The sequence below is a fragment of the Xanthobacter autotrophicus ATCC 700552 genome, from assembly GCF_043194565.1.
GTDB lineage: Bacteria > Pseudomonadota > Alphaproteobacteria > Rhizobiales > Xanthobacteraceae > Xanthobacter > Xanthobacter autotrophicus_F.
The window spans coordinates 1-19,141 of sequence record NZ_JBAFVS010000022.1; the positions used below are offsets into that span (position 1 = coordinate 1).

Consider the following 19,141-nt stretch of genomic DNA (forward strand, 5'->3'; position numbering starts at 1 on the left):
CGTCCTTGAACCTTACGGAGGCTGACATGCCGAAGCTGAAGCTCAGCGAGATCCTTGACGAGAAGCCGGTGAAGGTGACCGTGGAGCTACCGGCGAAGCTGCATCGGGACCTTGTCGCCTACTCGGAAATCCTTAGTCGGGAGAACAACCAGTCCCCCACAGAGCCATCCCGTCTCATCGTCCCGATGCTTGAGCGCTTTATCGCGACAGATCGGGGATTTGCGAAGGCTCGGCGGGTGGCGCCTTCAGATCGTGCGGATGGGCAATCGCTAGGTTCGCTTCCGGGGAGGGAGCCATCGTCCGGGCAAGGCTGAGGAGCGTTCGAAACGCCGGATTGTCGTTTTTCGGCGACCACGCCGCATGAAATGAAACCACCTCGTCGTGCAGCGGGCGATAGGTCACCCCGGCGACCTTCACCAGACGTTCCGATTCGATGATCAACGTCGTTCCGCGTCCGGACGCGACGAGATCGAGAAGCTTGTAGCGCCCGACCCGCTGCGCCTCGACGCGAGGCTCTCCCTCAACCTCCCGGACTCTCCGGACCACATAGTCCTTAATCCGCGCGCCCGCCGGCGTGTCTCGGAGAAGGATTTTCTCAGCTTTGAGATCCCGCCATGTCAATGACTCTGAAGCAGCAAGCTGATGGCCTTCAGGCAATGCCACCAGCACCTGTTCGGACCAAAGGTAAGCTGAGTTGCACTCGCCAAAATCGCTCAACCCAATGACAAAGGCGATATCGATCTGAAATTGGCGAAGGGCGTTGATGTGCTCATGTGCTTCACCCTCGACGAAGTCTATGTGAACTGATCCATGTCTTGCGTCATATGCTCGAAACAAGGCTGACAAAAATCCGGAGGAAAGGGACGAAAACAGTCCAACCTTGAGATATCCACCTTCCGCCCGTCCGATGGCAGCCACTTCTGCAGCCCCGTCCCGAATGTGGTCCAGGGCATGACGGGCACGATGAAGGAAGCGCTGGCCGGCCATCGTCAGGTTGATTCCCCCGGAGTGCCGCACGAACAGGGAGGCGCCGATCTGGTCTTCAACGTCGCGAATCCGACGACTGACGGAGGATTCCTGCACCCCTAGTGCCGCTGCCGCCTTCCGAAAGCTTCCAGCATCTGTCGCGGCGATGAAATATCGGAGATGACGGATCTCGATTTCAGGTGTTGTGTGCCTCACAAAGAGCCTCAATGCACAACCGAACAACCCCGAGATTATCCTTTAACCAGACCCAGACTCAATCTTAAGTTGCTCTGAGGTAGCGCTTTAGGCGTCTCTGCAAACGGTTGCAACCGGCGGTCCAGCACCTGTCGCAGCGCGCTTCGACGAGTGAAACCGTCATTGGCTGCCCAGCAGACCCTTCCGGCCACGCTCGCAAACAAACAGACGCGCCTGACGGCGCGAAGTCGAACTCGCAATGGCGGGCTTTACGAACCTTCGTGAAGCGATCGCTGCTCGGGCCGCTATTAGGTGACACTTCGGCTCAATGAAAATGAAGTGCGCCATATCGCAGCGCTGAGTGTGGAAGGCGAGAGTATCGCAAACTTCAGCCAAAACCGTTTCAAAAACCGTTTCAGATCTGGAATCTGAAACGGTGGTCTCTGACTAAGCCATTGATTTAATGGCGCGCCGGGGAAGATTCGAACTCCCGACCCCCAGATTCGTAGTCTGGTGCTCTATCCAGCTGAGCTACCGGCGCCTGTGCCCGAAGCCGGTGGGAACCGGCCTGGAAGGGAAGCCCTTCCGGGGCGTCGCGACGTTGGAGCGCCGCGAGGACCCGTGAGCTACACCCTTCCCGCGGACCACGCAAGACCGGATGCTTGAGAAAAACGGCGCGGTCCCACTCCCATGTGGAAAACTGCGCAGTGCGCCGATACCTCAGGCGCGGATGCGCTCGCGCCGGTGGTGGCGGCTTTCCGGCTGGTCGGGAATGGTGATGCGGAAGGTGGTGCCCACCTGGGTGTCCAGAAGGCGGATCTCGCCGCCATGGGCGCGCACCAGCTCGTCGGCGATGGGCAGGCCGAGCCCGGTGCCGCCGCGCCGCGCCGAGGACACGAAGGCCTCGAACAGGTGCTCGCGTCGCGCCGCCGGAATGCCGGGCCCGGTGTCGCCCATCTCGATCTCCACCACCGCCCCCTTGCGCCGCGCCTTGATGCGGATCTGGTCCCGCTCGGGATCCACCGGCGCGCGCACCTCCAGCGCCTGCACGGCGTTTCTGGCGATGTTCAGGATCACGCGGAACAGCTGGTCGGGATCGGCATCGGCCATGAGCCCCCGCTCGATATCCACCACCCAGCCGATCCCCGAGCCGCTCTGGAGGCCGAGGGTCTCGCGCACCTCGTCGAAGAGATGGGCGAGTGCCACGTCGCGCCGCTCGGGCAGCGGCTCCTTGGCGCGGCCGTAGGAGAGGGTCTGCTCGCAATAGGTGATGGCGCGGTCGAGGGCGGCCAAAAGCTTCGGCGCGAAGCGCTGCACCGTGGGGTCTGGCACCGTGGCGAGCCGGTCCGAGAGCAGTTGCGCCGACGACAGCAGGTTGCGCAGGTCGTGGTTGATCTTGGAAACCGCGAGGCCAAGGGCCGCCAGGTGGCTCTTCTGATGCAGCGTCTGGGACAATTCGAGCTGCATCTCCTCCAGCGCCTCCTCGGCGGTGCCGATCTCGTCGGAGCGGCCGGAGGGCACGATGATACGGGAAGCGTCCTCCGGATTCTCGCGGAAGGCCGAGATGCGCTCGGTGAGCCGCCGCATGGGCCGCACGAACAGCCAGTTGAGGCTGACATAGACCAGCACGCCCGCCGCCACCGCCACCGCCAGCGACACCAGCAGCACGGTGGCGGCGAAGCGCAGCAGGGCCGCGCGCAGGGGCGTGCCGCTGAGGACGATCTCGATGAAGTCGGCGCCCCGCGGCGGGTCGCCCACCACGCGCAGGATGCGCCCGTCGGGGGCCGTCAGCGTATCGAAGGCGTCGTGGACCGCGGTCCACAAGGTGGTCTCGCGCATGTCGATATGCACATTGGCCATGGGCGGCATATCGGAGGCAGCGAGCAGGCGGCGCGTGTCCTCGCGCTTCACCACGATCACCTTGGCGCCCACGCTCTCCAGGAGCTGGCGGGTGAGGTCGGGCGAAATGCCCTCCTGCGGAGCGGCATCGAGCACGAGCGCGGCGGTGCGGGCCGCCGCCAGCCGGTCGGAAAGCCAGGCGATGCGATAGTTGGCGATGGTCGGCACCAGCACCGCGATTTCGGCCATGGCCACCACGGCGACGGTCAAGGCGAGGAGCTTGGCGGACAGCCCGAGGCTCCACCGCGCGCCCCTGGGCGCCGGCCGGGACTCCGGCTGATGGCTCGTCGGCTCCAACATGGCCTTGATACGGGGGGAAGACCCGTCCCGGATCGCCGCACCCAGCGCGCGAGCGATCGACATTAAGAAATAGGCAACCAATCGGTCACCGGCCAGAGCGACTTGAAATTGAGGTAAACGATTGAGGTAAACGGCGGGCACCAGCGGGAAGGTGGCGTGTCCGGCCCTTCTCCAGCAACTGGCCTGTCGCTTGGCCAAGGCACTTGGCCAGGGCGCTTGGCCCGTCACTTGGCCCGGCAGCTGGCCCGCGGTGCGGTGCCGGCGCTGCTGCTGCGGTTATTCTTCCTCGCCGAAGCGGTCCGCCACCAGGGTATCGAGGGCATCAAGCACCGCCGCCGCCTCGTTGCCGGTGGCGGTCACGGTCACGCGGGTTCCGGGGCCGGCGGCCAGCATCATCAGGCCCATGATGGAATTGCCCCCCACCGCCTCACCATTGCGACATACGGTCACGCAGGCGTCGAACTGCTCCACCGTCTGCACGAACTTGGCAGACGCACGGGCATGCAGGCCGCGCTTGTTCACGATCGGCAGGGCACGCACCAAGGCCTCGGGGGCGATGGGACCACCACACGCCGCCTCGGGACACTCCACCTCGTGCAGAATCTCTCGGGGTTGCGCGTCGTCCGCATCCGCCCGCGGAACGAAGGCGTCATTTACCGGAGAGGACACGGCTTGCGACATTGATATATTTCCTACCGGCTTCCTGCGCCACATCGACGGCCTGTTCCAGCGGCAGCTCGCCGCGCACCTTGGCGAGCTTCACCAGCATGGGCAGGTTGATGCCCGCCACCACCTCCACGTCCGGTGTGTTCATCACCGAGATGGCGAGATTGGAGGGCGTGCCACCGAACATGTCAGTGAGGATCACCACACCGTCGCCGGTCCGCACCCGGTCCACGGCTTCGATGATGTCCTGCCGCCGCCGCTCCATATCGTCCTCGGGACCAATGGTAACGGTGGCAATCTGGGTCTGCGGACCCATGACGTGCTCCAGCGCGGAGCAGAATTCGTCGGCAAGGCGGCCATGTGTGACGAGGACGAGACCGATCATGCTTCCTCCGCCTCCACCACCCCTGGATGAAGGCCTCCCGCGTTGCGGGACGGCCATATTCAGATCGGCTCAAAAATTACGCAAGGGGTGCAACGCACAAAAGCACATTTAATCATCGTGGTCACGCGTTCCGATAATGCAAGCGAGAACCAGTGGCACCTGGTCCCACGCCCCCAATGGAATACGTTGAACTTCAATATCTTGAAGAAGGATCCGCCGGGCTTGCGGGGGCGGCATCCGGCTGGCGTCGGGTGCTGCAAGATCGACCACATGCCGCAGTGCGACTATCGGACGATACGGTAACCGGCGGATGCCGAGGCCCCGCATCTCGATCAAACCGGCAAGTGTCGGGACCGGCCGCGCCAGCAGCACGCCGCCCTCCGCCACCAGCAGCACACGATCGTCGGCCACCAGCTCGGCAGGGGGCAGGCTGCGCGGCGCGTCGAGGATGAGCCGCAGCGCAAGGCTCGACTTGCCCGAGCCGGACGGCCCGCGGATGAGCACGCCGAAGTCGCCGATGGCGACGCAGCTGGCATGGATGCTGGCGGGTGCGCCCATGGCTCAGGCCGTCGGCAGGCGCACGACGAAGCGGGCGCCGACCACCTGCGGCGTGCCGTCGGCGCCGGGCTCCGTGCGGTTCTCGGCCCAGATGGTGCCACCGTGGGCCTCCGCGATCTGCCGCGAGATGGAGAGGCCGAGCCCGGAATTCTGCCCGAAGCCCTGGTGCGGCCGGTCGGTATAGAAGCGCTCGAAGATGCGCGCGAGCGCGTCGGGGCGAATGCCGGGGCCGTCGTCGTCCACCACGATCTCGGCGCCGTCCTTCAGCCGGCGGCACATGACGCGCACCGAACCGCCGCTGGGCGAGAAGGAGCGGGCGTTGGAAACGAGGTTATCCACAACCTGCCCCAGGCGCGAGGCATGGCCCGCCACCAGGAAGTCGGCCGGGGCGCCGTGGGCCCGCTCGAAGGAAAGGGAGACGCAGACCCCGTCGTCCTTGCGCACGTCCTGGGCGAGGCCCACCACCATCTCCAGCAATTGCTTGAGGTCGACATTCGCCGCTTCCTGCCGCTGCAGCTCGGCATCGAGGCGGCTGGCGTCGGAAATGTCGGAGATGAGGCGGTCGAGCCGCTTCACGTCATGCTGGATCACCTCCAACAGGCGGTTGCGCGAGGTGTCGCTCTTGGCCAGCGGCAGCGTCTCCACCGCACTGCGCAGGGAGGTGAGCGGGTTCTTCAGCTCATGCGCCACGTCGGCGGCGAAGCTCTCGATGGCCTCGATGCGGTTGTAGAGGGCCCCCGTCATGTCGCGCAGGGCGCCGGAGAGATGGCCGATCTCGTCCGAGCGGGCGGTGAAATCGGGGATCTCCACCCGCGACTTGATGCGCCGGCGCACCCGCTCCGCCGCCGCGGCGAGCTTGCGTACCGGGTCGGCAATGGTGCCGGCGAGCAGCACCGAGAGCAGCACCATCACCACCGCGGCCACCAGGAACACGCGCACGATGACGAAGCGCTCGGCCTTCACCGCCGCGTCGATCTCGCCGCTCTGGGTGGACAACAGCAGCACGCCGAGGATGGCGCGGAAGCGCTGGACCGGCACCGCGACGGACACCACCACCTGCCCGCGCTCGTCCACCCGCACCTCGCTGGCCTTGGCGCCCAGCGCGGCGGAGGCGACCTCGTGATAATTCTTGCCGGCCTGCGGGCCGAACTCCTTGTAGAGCGGCAGGTCCCCGCGGCCGAACCACAATTGCACCGCCTGCCAGGCCCGCTCCATCACGCCCGGCTTGGGTTCGTTGGGCGACGGCAGGTCGTAGCGCAGGATCTCGCCGCGCGAATAGAGCGAGCGGGAATCCAGCAGCAGCTGGCCTTCGCGGTCATAGATGCGGGCGCGGGTGCGCGTCGGCCCCACCAGGCGCCGCAGCACCGGGGCGACGCGCTCGGGATTGATGGGGAATTCCAGCGGCGCGAAGCCATCGTCCGGGCCGTAGCTCTCCCCCGCCTGCAATTCCAGCAGCCGCTCGGGATCGAGCGTGATGGCGTTGGTCTCCACCTGCGCCGAGGAGGCAATGGCGGCGGCGATGATCTCGCCCTGCACCAGCAGGCTCTGGATGCGCGCGTCGATGAGGCCGGAGCGGAACTCCGACAGATAGAGGATGCCCGACACCAGGGCGCACAGCCCGGCGAGGTTGAGCAGCACGATGCGCCGGGTGAGCGAGGAGAAGCCCTTGAAGGCCACGAAGCGCCGCACGCGCTTCAGCCACCCGATGATCCCGCCGCGCGGCTCGCGCCCCCGCTCCGCCCGGCCGCCGGAGGCGCCGGACCCGCCCGCGGCCATCTCGTCGGCACGTGCCTCGTCGATGTGCATCGTCATGTGGTCCTGAGCCCCCGGCGCGGTGCCGTGGTGCTCACTCCTTGAACCGGTAGCCGACGCCGTACAGGGTCTCGATCATCTCGAAGCTGTCGTCCACCGACTTGAACTTCTTGCGCAGCCGCTTGATGTGGCTGTCGATGGTGCGGTCGTCCACATAGACCTGGTCGTCATAGGCCGCATCCATCAGCGCGTTGCGGCTCTTGACCACGCCGGGACGCTGGGCGAGCGCCTGCAGGATGAGGAACTCGGTGACGGTGAGGGTCACCGGCTCGCCCTTCCAGGTGCAGGTGTGGCGCTCGGGATCCATGCGCAGGTTGCCGCGCTCCAGCACCTTGGCGCTGTCGGTCTCGCGGGGGGCGGTGCCGTCCTTGGCGCCGACCCGGCGCAGCACGGCCTTCACCCGCTCCACCAGCAGGCGCTGGGAGAACGGCTTCTTGATGAAGTCGTCGGCGCCCATCTTGAGGCCGAACAGCTCGTCGATCTCCTCGTCCTTGGAGGTGAGGAAGATCACCGGCATGTCGGTCTTCTGGCGCAGCCGGCGCAGCAGCTCCATGCCGTCCATGCGCGGCATCTTGATGTCGAGGATGGCGAGGTCCGGCGGGTTGGTCTTGAATCCGTCCAGGGCCGAGGCGCCATCGGTGTAGGTGTCGATGCGATAGCCTTCCGCCTCCAGTGCGATGGAAACCGAGGTCAGAATGTTGCGGTCGTCGTCGACGAGGGCGATGGTGGGCATGACACCTCTTTTCAGCCGTCTGGATACAGCGGCCTCAACTGCGGCCTTGCGCGAGGGGTGAACCCCGTTCGCGTGGCCGAAATGTGACACACAAGAGTCAACTGCCGCAAAATAGCGGGATTCTCCACCGACGCCAAACATCACACGCCAAACATCCCCTGCAACCTTCACCCTGCGGCCGCGCTGCCGCTTGCACAGGTCCGGCGGGACGCTCCATCCTGAAGCGGTCCGAAGCGAGCATGGTTCAAAGGGAGCATGGGTCATGGCCGATTCCGCCGCCGCCGCCGTCCGCCGGCTCATCCGCGAAGCGCGCTTCGGTGCCCTGGCGACGCTGGAGGGGGCGGGCGGGCCCTATGCCTCGCTGGTGGCCGTCGCCACCGACCCCGAAGGCCGCCCCACCCTGCTCATCTCCCGCCTGGCCCGGCATACCCGCAACATCGCGGGCGATGCGCGGGTCTCCCTGCTGGTCTCGGCCGCGGGAACGGTGGACCCGCTGGATGCGCCGCGGGCCAGCCTCATCGGCCGCATCGTACCGGCGCCGCAGGCCGAGGTGCGCACACGCTATCTCGCCCGCCACCCGGCAGCGGCCGGCTATGTGGACTTCGCCGACTTCGCCTTCCACGCCATCCATGTGGAAGAGGCACACCTGGTGGAGGGCTTCGGCCGCATCAAAGACGTACCGGGCGACGCTCTCCTCACCGACTGGACCGGCGCCGAGGCGCTGGCGGCCGGCGCCGACGGCGTCATCGCGCACATGAACGCCGACCACTCGGATGCGGTCGGCCTCTATGCGACCGTGCTGCTCGGCGCGCCGGAGGGCGCGTGGCGCATGGTGGCGGTGGACCCGGAAGGCTGCGAGATTTCCAGCGGCGAGTTGGTCAGGCGGCTAGATTTTTCGCGGCGCGTCACTGAACTTACTGCGGTGCGTCAAGAACTCGTCGCCCTCGTCCAGAAGGCCCGGCAGGGAACCGCGGCCTGAGCGGCGGCGTTTCCCTCCGATCACCGGGTGATCGTCGTGAAACGCTGATCCCTCTTGTATCAAGGGGTTATAGACGTCTCCCGCGGGAGGGCCGGCGCCTCATGATACACGTTTGGCTGTGTTTCTTTTGGCGACATCTCCTTATAGCCTGAGGGGAGGCGCGGCAGTCATCAAGGACGCAGGATGGCGTCCGTGTGCCGCGCGCGGGCCGGCTTCAAGCCGGCGGGAACATCAGGAGGACTATTCCTTGCTCGAAACCGGTCACCGGAACAGCGCCTGCGGCGCCGACAGCTTCGGTTTGAAGCACCTCACAGCGGTTCATTGGAACCTGCTGGAGCCCGCGCTCTACGAGCACGCTCTGGCGAACCGGGAAGCCCGCATCTCCTCCGGCGGCGCGCTGGTGGCCGAGACCGGCGCCCATACCGGCCGCAGCCCCAAGGACAAGTTCGTGGTCCGCGACGCCGACACCGAGGCCGAGGTGTGGTGGGACAACAACGGCGCCATCTCGCCGGAGCAGTTCGAGACGCTGTACCAGGACTTCCTCGCGGCGGCCGAGGACAAGTCGCTCTATGCGCAGGACCTTTACGGCGGTGCCGACCCCTCCTGCCGCATCAAGGTGCGCGTCTTCACCGAGTTCGCCTGGCACTCGCTGTTCATCCGCACCATGCTGCGCCGGCCGGAACAGGCCGAGCTGGACAGCTTCGTGCCGGAGATGACCATCATCGACCTGCCGTCCTTCAAGGCGGACCCGGCCCGCCACGGGGTCCGCTCGGAGACGGTGATCGCGGTGAACTTCACCCGCGGCATCGTGCTGATCGGCAACTCGTCCTATGCGGGCGAGATGAAGAAGTCGGTGTTCACGGCGCTGAACTACATCCTGCCGAAACAGGGCATCATGCCCATGCACTGCTCGGCGAATGTGGGCGCGGACGGCGATGTCTGCCTGTTCTTCGGCCTGTCCGGCACCGGCAAGACCACCCTCTCCGCCGACCCCAATCGCACCTTGCTCGGCGATGACGAGCACGGCTGGAGCCAGAGCGGCGTCTTCAATTTCGAGGGCGGCTGCTACGCCAAGACCATCCGCCTCTCGGCCGAGGCGGAGCCGGAGATCTTCGCCGCCTCCAACCGCTTCGGCACGGTGCTGGAGAACGTGGTGCTGGACAAGGTCACCCACGTTCCCGACTTCGACGACGGCAGCCTGACCGAGAACACCCGCTCCTGCTATCCCTTGGCCTTCATTCCCAATGCCAGCGCCACCAGCGTCGCGGGCATGCCGAAGAACGTGGTGATGCTCACCTGCGACGCCTTCGGCGTGCTGCCGCCCATCGCCCGGCTGACCCCGGCCCAGGCCATGTATCACTTCCTGTCCGGCTACACCGCCAAGGTGGCCGGCACCGAGAAGGGGGTGAAGGACCCCGAGGCCACCTTCTCCACCTGCTTCGGCGCCCCCTTCATGCCGCGCCATCCCTCGGTCTACGGCAATCTGCTGCGCGACCTCATCGCCGAGCACCAGGTGGACTGCTGGCTGGTGAACACCGGCTGGACCGGCGGCAAGTTCGGCACCGGGCGGCGCATGCCCATCAAGGTCACCCGCACCCTGCTCACGGCGGTGCTGGACGGCTCGCTGAAGGGCGCGTCGTTCCGCACTGATCCCTATTTCGGCTTCGAGGTGCCCACCTCGGTGCCCGGCATCGAGCCCCACGTGCTCTATCCGTCCAAGACCTGGGCGGACAAGGCGGAGTTCGACGCCACCGCGCGCCGGCTGGTGGAGATGTTCCGGGAGAATTTCACCCGGTTCGAGAGCCACGTGGATGCCGCCGTGCGCGACGCCCAGCCCCACGTGGGCATCGCCGCCGAATAGGCCGGGGGGCCGGCGGCAACACCCCGCCGCCTCTTTCTCAAAATGCAAAGGCCCGGCACCTGGTGCCGGGCCTTATTCTTCCACACCTGCTTGTGCGGGCAGTCGCGCGTCACGCCTCGCGGCGGCGCTGTTGGCCAAGACCCATCTGCTTGGCCAGTTCGGAGCGGGCGGCCGCATAGTTCGGCGCCACCATGGGATAGTCGGCGGGCAGGCCCCACTTCTCACGATACTGCTCGGGCGTCATGTCGTAGCGCGTGCGCAGGTGCCGCTTCAGGGACTTGAACTTCTTGCCGTCCTCCAGGCAGATGATGAAGTCCGGATGGACCGATTTCTTCACCGCCACGGCGGGTCTCGCCGGCTCGAGAATGGGCTCCACCTCGCCGCTGGAGAGGCGCTGGAGCACGCCATAGACCTCGTTGATGAGGGAGGGCAGATCCGCGAGGGCCACCGTGTTGTTGCTGACATAGGCCGAAACGATATCCGTCGCGAGCTCGATATAGGTGGACATATCCGTGGTTTCGCTCATGGGACCTTCTTCGCGGTTGGCTTTTTTGGCATCGATACGGCTGAAACTGAAATGCGCATGCACCGGTGGCGCGTTTGGGCCAAATGCTCGAACGGCAGGACCTCACGCGGGAAGTTTATCCCCAACAGCGCCATCTTCGGACGAAGGTCGAGCCTGCATCGGCGACCATTGAAACCTCCACCGACCCGGCCATTCCGGCGGCAAACCTTGTATCCCCTCCCCGTTCAGAAGCCCCACAGCAATCCGGCGACGAAGGTGCTGTATATTTGTTAATTTCGCGACTTCACCTTTGCAACCAGTATTTCGCGAAAACGTTTGCTGTTCTTGTATCCAAAAGCAGCAACTCAATTGCCGGCCGCGTCACGGGCCGCGTCACGGGCCTCACGGCGCTTTCGCGCCTCCACACATCCCGGCCTGCCAAAAAGGCGTTCGGCAGGCGCGCCTCCGCCTTGCCGTTGCCACCGGGAATGCCTACCTCTCGTGATAATCGAACGAGGGGTCTTCCATGCCCAATCCTGCCCCGTCTCCCGCCGCCCATGGTGACGGCGATGCCAAGGTGGTGAAAAGCGAGAGCGAATGGCGCTCCTGCCTGACGCCCGAGCAGTTTCGAATCACCCGCCAGCACGGCACCGAGCGCGCCTTTACCGGCCCTTATTGGGACGAGAAGCGCGCAGGGCTTTACTCCTGCGTCGCCTGCGGGACCCCCCTGTTCCGCTCCGAAGCCAAGTATGATTCGGGCACCGGCTGGCCCAGCTTCTTTTCCCCGGTCTCCCCTGACGCGGTGGTGACGCACGAGGATACCTCCCACGGCATGCGCCGCATCGAGGTGCGCTGCGCCAGTTGCGAGGGCCACCTGGGCCACGTCTTCCCGGACGGACCGGCCCCCACGGGCCTGCGCTTCTGCCTGAACGGCACGGCACTTTCGCTTGCGCCCGATGACGGGGACACCGGTGGCGTCTGAGCCGCCCCGCGCCCCGCGCCGGCCGAGCGAGCGCATCGTCCACGGCGTGACCCTGACCGACGACTTTGCCTGGCTGCGCGCCGACAACTGGCGCGCGGTCATGCGCGATCCGTCGGTGCTGGACGCCGACATCCGCGCCTATCTGGAGGCGGAGAACACCTTTGCCGAGGCCTATTTCGCCCAGATGGGCGAGGCCAAGGCCGCTTTGGTCGCCGAGATGCGCGGGCGCATCAAGGAAGACGATTCCTCCGTTCCCGCCCCCGACGGGCCCTTCGCCTATTTCTCCCGGCACCGGGAAGGCGGCCAGCATCCGCTGTATGGCCGCAAGCCTCTTCCCGATGGCCCCGAAGCCATCCTGCTCGACGGCGACAAGGAGGCGGAAGGCAAGGCCTATTTCCATTTCGGCCACTGGCGCCACACACGGGACCACGCCCTTCTTGCCTTCGCGGCGGACACCTCCGGCTCGGAGCTCTACGCCATCCGCATCCGCGATCTGGCGAGCGGCGCCGACCGGCCCGACGTGATCGAGGAAACCACCGGCGACCTGCTGTGGAGCGCCGACGGAACGGTGCTCTATTACATCCGACGCGATGCCGAGCACCGGCCGTCCAAGGTGTTCCGCCACGTCCTGGGCACCGATCCCGCCGCCGATACCCTCATCTATGAGGAGCCGGACAAGGGCTTCTTCGTGTCGCTGGGCGAGACCCAGTCCCACCGCTACGGCCTCATCGCCTGCGGCGACCATGACACGTCGGAGGTCCATTTGCTGGACCTTGCGGAAACCGCGCCCCTGCCGCGCTGCATCGCCCCGCGCGAGGCCGGCGTGCGCTACGAGGTGGAGCACCACCCGCACCTTGCCGGCAGCGACAGCCTGATCCTCCTCACCAATGCGGACGGGGCGGAGGATTTCAAGATCGTCACCGCCCCCACCGCCGCGCCGGACCGCGCCAACTGGCGTGATCTGGTGCCCCACCAGCCCGGGCGGATGATCCTGAGCCACACCGTCTTCGCCGGCCACATGGCCCGGCTGGAGCGGGAAGCGGGGCTGCCGCGCATCATCGTCCGGGACCTCGCGTCGGGGGACGAGCACGCCATCGCCTTCGACGAAGAGGCCTATGGGCTGGGACTTCACCCGGGCTTCGGCTTCGACACCAGCGCGGTGCGCTTCACCTACGCCTCCATGACCACCCCGTCGGAGGTGTGGGACTACGACATGGCGACCCGCCGCCGCGAGATGCTGAAGCGCCAGGAGGTCCCCTCCGGCCACGCCCCGGCGGACTATGTGACGCGGCGCCTCTATGCCCCGGCCCAGGACGGCGAGAGCGTTCCGGTCTCCCTGCTCTACCGCAAGGGAACGCCGCTGGACGGGTCCGCGCCGCTTCTGCTCTACGGTTATGGGGCCTACGGCATCACCATTCCGGCCGGTTTCTCCACCAGCCGCCTGTCGCTGGTGGATCGCGGCTTCATCTATGCCATCGCCCATGTGCGCGGCGGCACGGACAAGGGCTGGCGCTGGTACGCCGACGGCAAGCTCGCGGGGAAAACCAACACCTTCACCGACTTCATCGCCTGCGCCGAGCATCTGGTGGCCGAGGGCTTCACCAAGCCCGACCGCATCGTCGCCCAGGGCGGCTCGGCGGGCGGCATGCTGATGGGGGCGGTGGCCAACCTGCGGCCGGACCTGTTCGCCGGCATCGTGGCCGAGGTCCCGTTCGTGGACGTGCTGACCACCATGCTGGACGATACCCTGCCCCTGACCCCGCCCGAATGGCCCGAATGGGGCAATCCCATCACCGACGCGGCGGCGTTCCGGCGCATCCTGGCCTATTCGCCCGTGGATAACGTGCGGCCGCAGGCCTATCCGTCCATCTTCGCCCTCGCCGGTCTCACCGATCCCCGCGTCACCTATTGGGAGCCGGCGAAATGGGTGGCGCGGCTGCGCGCGGCGGACACCGGCGGGCGGCCCATCCTGCTGCGCACCAACATGGATGCGGGGCACGGCGGCGCCGCAGGGCGATTCGACAAGCTGGACGAGGTTGCGCTCGTCTATCTGTTCGCATTGAAGACGGTGGGCCGTACAACCTGAGGACGCCGGGAGACGATGCCGGCGCGGATCATGACGCGATCGCGACGGTAAACCGGCTTCTTTCCTTGATGTTGGACACGGCTTCAGTGCTACGGCCGGGGGCGGCTGATCGCGCAGGGCTCCGGAAGCCTGCCCCGGCGGCATTTGCGCCGGGCGCAGCTTCCGGTTATCCAGAGCGCGCTCGATTGGGGGAATGCGAGAGAGGGGCGGCTCCGCGCATTGAGGCACGCTTTGATGGGCCGTCTGGATCGTTACATTTTCTCGACCGCCGCGGTGGCGTTCCTGGGCGTCGTGGTGGTGCTCGCCGGGATGATCTGGGCGACGCAGGCCCTGCGCCAGCTGGACCTCGTCACCAGCCAGGGCCAGACCATCATCGCCTTCGTCGCCATCACCAGCCTCACCATGCCCACGCTGGTGCTGGTGATCGCCCCGGCGGCGCTGTTCATCGCCACCTCCTACACGCTGCTCAAGCTCAACGGCGACAGCGAGATCGTGGTGATGGCCTCGGCCGGGATGGGGCCGTGGCGGCTGCTGCGGCCGCTCATCGTGCTCTCCCTCATCGTCTCGGCCTTCTGCGCCCTCCTCGCCGTCAAGGTGGTGCCGGCGAGCCTTGCCACCTTCCGCCAGCAGGTCACCAAGGTGCGCGCGGACGTGGTGTCCTTCGTCGCCCAGCCGGGCCGCTTCGTGAACCTGTCGCAGGGCCTCGTCTTCCATGTGCGCGAGCGCGCGCCCAATGGGGTGATGCGCGGCATCTTCATCAATGACGCGCGCGACGACGCCGTCTCCACCTACCTCGCCGACCGCGGCCAGATCATCGAGAGCGATGCCGGGATCTTCCTGGTGCTGGAGAATGGCTCCATCCAGCGGCGCGGCGGCGCGACCAAGGAAGCCGGCACGGAACAGGGCCGGCAGACGAGCCCAGAGAAGGGGCAGGAGACGAGCCAGGAAGCGAACCAGGAGAAGGGCAAGTCGTCCAACTCCTCGGTGGTGGAGTTCCAGCGCTACGCCTTCGACCTGTCGTCCCTTGCCCCCAATTCCCAGGGCCAGGACGTGAAGCCCATGGAGCGGCCCATTTCCTTCGTGCTGAACCCGCCGGAGGACGACTTTTACCTGCGCTTCTTCCCCGGCCGCTACCGGGAGGAAGTGCACAAGCGCCTGTCCGCCGGCCTCTATCCCATGGCCTTCTTCGCCATCGCCGCCGCAGCGCTGGCGCGCCCGCGCACCACCCGCCAGAGCCAGGTCGCGGCGCTGGCCGCCATCATCCCGGCCATGGGCGCGGTGCAGATCGGCAATTTCGCCATCGCCGGCCAGCTGAAGACCCAGGCCGGGGCGGTGCCGCTCATCTATCTTCTGCCGATCCTAACCGTGGTCCTCTGTGCCATGGTGGTCCAGGGCTGGATCCGCCTCTCCCCGCCGGCGGCGCTGGTCGCCCTGGGGGACTGGCTGAAGCAGCGCTTCACACGGCGCGCGGCGGCCTGAGCCCCATGATCGGACGCATTCTCGGCTTCTATTTCGCGCGGCGCTTCGCGAGCGCGGTGGTGCTCATCTTCCTGTCCTGCGTCACGCTCATCGTGCTCGTGGACTTCCTGGAGATGGCGCGCCGCACCGCCGATCGCGAGCAGGTGACCGTGGGCCTGCTGGCCCTCGTCACCCTCTACCGCGCGCCCTCCTTCACCGAGCAGCTCATGCCGTTCGCGGTGCTGTTCGGTGCCATCTCCACCTTCGTCCTGCTGTCGCGGCGGCTGGAACTGGTGGTGGCGCGGGCAGTGGGCCTCTCGGTCTGGCAGTTCATCACGCCGCCGGTGCTGGTGGCGTTCCTCATCGGCGTGTTCGCCACCACGGTGTTCAACCCGGTCTCCGCCGACTTCAAGGAGCGCGCGAACCAGATCGAGGGCGAGATCTTCGGCTCCTCCTCGTCAGGGCTCCTGCCCCAGGGCAAGAAGGAGTTCTGGGTGCGCCAGCAGAGCGTGGACGGCCAGTCCATCATCCAGGCCCAGGCCACCCGCCAGGGCGGTCGGGCGCTGTCCGGCGTGGTGGTGTTCGAGTTCGACAGGGCCGACCGTCTGGTGGAGCGTGTGGAAGCCCGCTCTGCAACCTTGGGAGATGGTGCATGGATTCTTACCGACGCCCGCGTGTTGGTCCCCGGCCTTGATTATCAGCACTATGATACCTATTTGATTGCCACGAATCTCGACCCAAAGCAGATTCAGGAGTCGCTGATCGCCCCGGAAACCGTGTCGTTTTGGCAACTTCCCTCCGCCATCCGCAGTGCAGAACAATCCGGCTTCGGCGCCGAAAGGTACCGTCTTCAGCTCCAGAGCCTTCTGGCACGGCCATTTCTCCTGGTGGCAATGGTACTCATTGCCGCGGTGGTGGGGCTGCGCGTGTTCCGCTTCGGCGGGGTGGGACAGACGATTCTCGGTGGCGTGCTTGCGGGCTTTCTGCTTTATGTTGGAACCAAGCTCGCTGAGGACCTCGGCGAGGCGGGTTTCGTTCATCCCGTTGCTGCAGCATGGTTTCCTGCGGTCACCGGGATTCTTCTGGGGGTACTCATTCTGTTGCATCGGGAGGACGGATGACGGTCGGGCTTCCCCCCGCCGTAGGCAACATCTCCGGGGGCCGGCGCCGCAACGCGCGCCGGACGGGGGTGCTTGCGTCCGCGGCCGGCCTCTATCTGATGGCAGCGAGCCTCGTCGCCACCGCTCCCGCGGTTGCGCAGACGCAGGACAACCAGCCTCCCGGCATCACCTCGAGCGCGCTCGGCACGAGCTTCTCCGGCACGGGCAAGCTCGACCCGAACCAGAAGATGCTGGTGACCGCCGACCAGCTCGAATACGACTACCAGCGGGAAACGGTCTCTGCCGTCGGCACGGTCCAGATCTATTATGACGGCTCGACCCTGGAGGCGAACCGGGTGGTGCTCGACCGCAAGTCGAACACCCTGTTCGCCCAGGGCAACGTCCGGCTCAAGGACAAGACCGGCAAGATCGTCACGGCCGACAACCTGGAGCTGACGCAGGACTTCAAGCAGGGCTTCATCGATTCCCTGCGCCTCGACACGCCGGACAAGACCCACTTTGCCGCCACCCGTGCCGATCGCACGGACGGCAACGTGACCGTGTTCCAGAACGGCGTCTACACCGCCTGCGAACCGTGCAAGGACGACCCGAGCAAGCCTCCGCTGTGGCAGATCAAGGCCAAGAAGATCGTCCACAACGAAGAGGAGAAGATGATCTACTACCAGGATGCTTGGGTAGAGTTCTTCGGCATGCCTGTGGCCTATTTCCCGTACCTGTCGTCGCCTGATCCGACCGTGAAGCGCAAGACCGGCTTCCTCATCCCGGAATTCTTCTCGTCGAGCCAGATCGGCTATGGCGTCTCCACGCCCTTCTTCTGGAACATCGCGCCCGACCGCGACCTGACACTGACCCCCTCCTTCACCACGAAGCAGGGCGTGCTGATGGAGGCGGAGTGGCGGCAGCGCCTGATCAACGGCGCCTATACCATCCGCGCCGCCGGCATCATGCAGCAGGACAAGGACGCCTTCACCACCTCGTCCTACGGGCTGACCGAATATCTGCCGGGCTATCGCGACAACCGCGGCTCGCTGCAGAGCACCGGCGCGTTCGCGCTCAACAAGTTCTGGACCTTCGGCTGGGATGGAACCCTGGTCTCCGACCGCACCTTCCTCCAGGACTACAATCTGATCGGCGACGGAGCCTCCACAAAGACCTCCACCGTCTACCTCACCGGCCAGGGCGACCGCTCCTATTTCGACGTGCGCGGGCTTTATTTCCTTGGCCTGTCGGTGACCGACAACCAGGACCTGCAGCCCATCGTCGGCACGCTCAATTACAACAAGGTGTTCGACAAGGCCCTGTGGGGCGGTGAAGCCGGCATCAAGGCGAACCTCACCAGCCTGACCCGCCAGGAGGCCGACTTCATCGGCACCTCGGCCCTCACCTCCTCCACCGGAGCCGTGGGCATCCCGACCGGCTCCTGCGCGCTGATGAATCCCAATCCCGAGCAGTGCCTGCTGCGCGGTGCGCCGGGCGACTACACGCGCCTGTCGGCGGAGCTCTACTGGAAGAAGGCCATCACCGATTCCGCGGGCCAGATCTGGACGCCCTTCGTGACCGCGCGGGTGGACGTCGCCTCCGTGAACACCGGCTATCTGCCCTACAGCTACATGTACGGCGCCACCTTGCCCGGCCAGAACACGCTCCAGTCCGGCGCCGACGACCTGATCCGCGGCATGCCGGCGGTGGGCCTCGACTACAAATATCCCTTCATCTCCGCCGAGAGCTGGGGCACCCAGATCATCGAGCCGCGGGCCCAGGTCATCATCCGGCCGAACGAGACGAACATCGGCAACTTCCCGAACGAGGATGCCCAGAGCCTGGTGTTCGACGACACCAACCTGTTCGAGGTGAACAAATATTCGGGCTACGACCGGGTCGAGGGCGGCAGCCGCGTCAATCTCGGCGTGACCTATACGGCCGCCATCCACGGGGCGGGCCTCGTCACCGCGGTGATTGGCCAGTCCTACAACCTGTTCGGCCGGAACTCGTTTGCCTATGGCGACATGGCCAACACGGGCCTCGAGTCGGGCCTTGAGTCCACGGCGTCCGACTACATCGCCAAGTTCGGCTATTCGCCGACCAAGTATCTCGAATTCGTGACCCGCTTCCGGTTCGACAACGACAACCTCTCCATGCAGCGCTTCGAGTTGCAGGGCCGCGCGGAGATTGACCGGTTCAACGTGGCCCTCACCTACGGCCGCTACGAGGCGCAGCCGCTGCTGGGCTATTACGACACGCGCGAAGGCATCTACACCAACGCCTCGTACAAGCTGAACGACAATTGGGCCGTCCGTGGCGCGGTGCGCTACGACTTCGCCGCCGGCGAATTCGACTACACGCTGGTGGGCCTCAGCTATATCGACGACTGCTTCACCCTCGCCCTCAACTATGTCACCGACTACACCCTGAACGGACCCAATGCGGCGCCGGTCAACAAGGTGATGTTCCGCATCGGGCTGCGGACACTGGGCGAGGGCGGGTTCTCCACCTCCCTCGGCTCCAGCAGCGAAACCAGCCAGTGAGGGCGCGCGCCGGTTGAGCCGGCTGCAGCTTCGGCTGCGGTCTCCCAAGCGGGCCGCAATGCCGCCACAGGAAGGGGACACAAGTCGCCGTCTGACCTTCGGACAGGATC

The 19,141-nt window shown here is 66.1% G+C and carries 16 protein-coding genes and 1 tRNA gene; 8 read left to right on the plus strand and 9 right to left on the minus strand.

The window, feature by feature from the left end; all coding sequences use genetic code 11:
• Nucleotides 1-26: 26 nt before the first annotated feature.
• Nucleotides 27-314, plus strand: a complete 288-nt coding sequence (locus V5F48_RS19195; RefSeq protein WP_394083210.1) for a DUF2274 domain-containing protein — start codon at nucleotides 27-29, stop codon at nucleotides 312-314.
• Here the strand turns inward: V5F48_RS19195 and V5F48_RS19200 are convergent.
• From V5F48_RS19200 to V5F48_RS19235, 8 genes are all read right to left on the minus strand, one after another.
• A complete protein-coding gene (locus tag V5F48_RS19200) occupies nucleotides 199-1,182 on the minus strand; it encodes a LysR family transcriptional regulator (RefSeq protein ID WP_394260000.1) in 984 nt (327 codons plus the stop codon). The two genes, V5F48_RS19195 and V5F48_RS19200, sit on opposite strands and share 116 nt — an antisense overlap.
• A 443-nt stretch (nucleotides 1,183-1,625) precedes the next feature.
• Nucleotides 1,626-1,702, minus strand: a tRNA-Arg gene (locus tag V5F48_RS19205).
• 179 nt (nucleotides 1,703-1,881) lie between these two features.
• Entirely contained in the window at nucleotides 1,882-3,423 is a 1,542-nt protein-coding gene (locus V5F48_RS19210) for an ATP-binding protein (RefSeq protein WP_394260001.1), read from the minus strand.
• A 213-nt stretch (nucleotides 3,424-3,636) separates the two neighbouring features.
• Complete coding sequence (locus tag V5F48_RS19215) at nucleotides 3,637-3,918, minus strand: HPr family phosphocarrier protein (protein WP_394260058.1); 282 nt, start codon at nucleotides 3,916-3,918, stop codon at nucleotides 3,637-3,639.
• Nucleotides 3,919-4,009: 91 nt separating this feature from the next.
• Nucleotides 4,010-4,411: a PTS sugar transporter subunit IIA gene (locus tag V5F48_RS19220; RefSeq protein ID WP_394109775.1), complete on the minus strand. Its 402-nt coding sequence runs from the start codon at nucleotides 4,409-4,411 to the stop codon at nucleotides 4,010-4,012.
• Nucleotides 4,412-4,519: 108 nt separating this feature from the next.
• Nucleotides 4,520-4,969, minus strand: a complete 450-nt coding sequence (locus tag V5F48_RS19225) for an HPr kinase/phosphorylase (protein ID WP_394109776.1) — start codon at nucleotides 4,967-4,969, stop codon at nucleotides 4,520-4,522.
• 3 nt (nucleotides 4,970-4,972) lie between these two features.
• The gene (locus tag V5F48_RS19230; protein ID WP_394109777.1) at nucleotides 4,973-6,781 is read right to left on the minus strand and encodes a stimulus-sensing domain-containing protein; all 1,809 of its coding nucleotides are present in this window, start codon (nucleotides 6,779-6,781) and stop codon (nucleotides 4,973-4,975) included.
• Nucleotides 6,782-6,815: 34 nt separating this feature from the next.
• Entirely contained in the window at nucleotides 6,816-7,514 is a 699-nt protein-coding gene (locus V5F48_RS19235) for a response regulator transcription factor (protein WP_282638792.1), read from the minus strand.
• Between the two features lie 262 nt (nucleotides 7,515-7,776).
• Here V5F48_RS19235 and V5F48_RS19240 point away from each other — a divergent pair, with 262 nt between their 5' ends.
• Nucleotides 7,777-8,493, plus strand: a complete 717-nt coding sequence (locus V5F48_RS19240; protein WP_394260002.1) for a HugZ family pyridoxamine 5'-phosphate oxidase — start codon at nucleotides 7,777-7,779, stop codon at nucleotides 8,491-8,493.
• A 247-nt stretch (nucleotides 8,494-8,740) separates the two neighbouring features.
• Nucleotides 8,741-10,354, plus strand: coding sequence for a phosphoenolpyruvate carboxykinase (locus V5F48_RS19245; RefSeq protein ID WP_394260003.1), 1,614 nt, complete (start codon nucleotides 8,741-8,743; stop codon nucleotides 10,352-10,354).
• Nucleotides 10,355-10,463: 109 nt separating this feature from the next.
• Here V5F48_RS19245 and V5F48_RS19250 read toward each other — a convergent pair whose 3' ends face one another.
• Nucleotides 10,464-10,880 carry a Ros/MucR family transcriptional regulator gene (locus V5F48_RS19250; protein WP_394109780.1) on the minus strand — a complete coding sequence of 139 codons (417 nt, stop codon included), beginning with the start codon at nucleotides 10,878-10,880 and terminating at the stop codon, nucleotides 10,464-10,466.
• Nucleotides 10,881-11,385: 505 nt separating this feature from the next.
• On the opposite strand from V5F48_RS19250, the gene msrB reads away from it, so the two are divergent.
• The 5 genes from msrB (at nucleotide 11,386) to V5F48_RS19275 (ending at nucleotide 19,031) form a co-directional block, all read left to right on the plus strand.
• Nucleotides 11,386-11,841 (plus strand): peptide-methionine (R)-S-oxide reductase MsrB, encoded by a 456-nt coding sequence (gene msrB / locus V5F48_RS19255; RefSeq protein ID WP_394260004.1) that lies wholly within the window; start codon nucleotides 11,386-11,388, stop codon nucleotides 11,839-11,841.
• A complete protein-coding gene (locus tag V5F48_RS19260) occupies nucleotides 11,816-13,927 on the plus strand; it encodes a S9 family peptidase (RefSeq protein WP_394260005.1) in 2,112 nt (703 codons plus the stop codon). Before msrB ends, V5F48_RS19260 begins: the two co-directional genes overlap by 26 nt.
• Before the next feature lie 234 nt (nucleotides 13,928-14,161).
• The gene (locus V5F48_RS19265; protein WP_394260006.1) at nucleotides 14,162-15,406 is read left to right on the plus strand and encodes an LptF/LptG family permease; all 1,245 of its coding nucleotides are present in this window, start codon (nucleotides 14,162-14,164) and stop codon (nucleotides 15,404-15,406) included.
• A 5-nt stretch (nucleotides 15,407-15,411) separates the two neighbouring features.
• Complete coding sequence (gene lptG / locus V5F48_RS19270) at nucleotides 15,412-16,506, plus strand: LPS export ABC transporter permease LptG (protein ID WP_394109784.1); 1,095 nt, start codon at nucleotides 15,412-15,414, stop codon at nucleotides 16,504-16,506.
• Nucleotides 16,503-19,031: an LPS-assembly protein LptD gene (locus V5F48_RS19275; protein WP_394109785.1), complete on the plus strand. Its 2,529-nt coding sequence runs from the start codon at nucleotides 16,503-16,505 to the stop codon at nucleotides 19,029-19,031. The genes lptG and V5F48_RS19275 overlap by 4 nt, the downstream gene beginning before the upstream one ends.
• Nucleotides 19,032-19,141 lie beyond the last annotated feature (110 nt).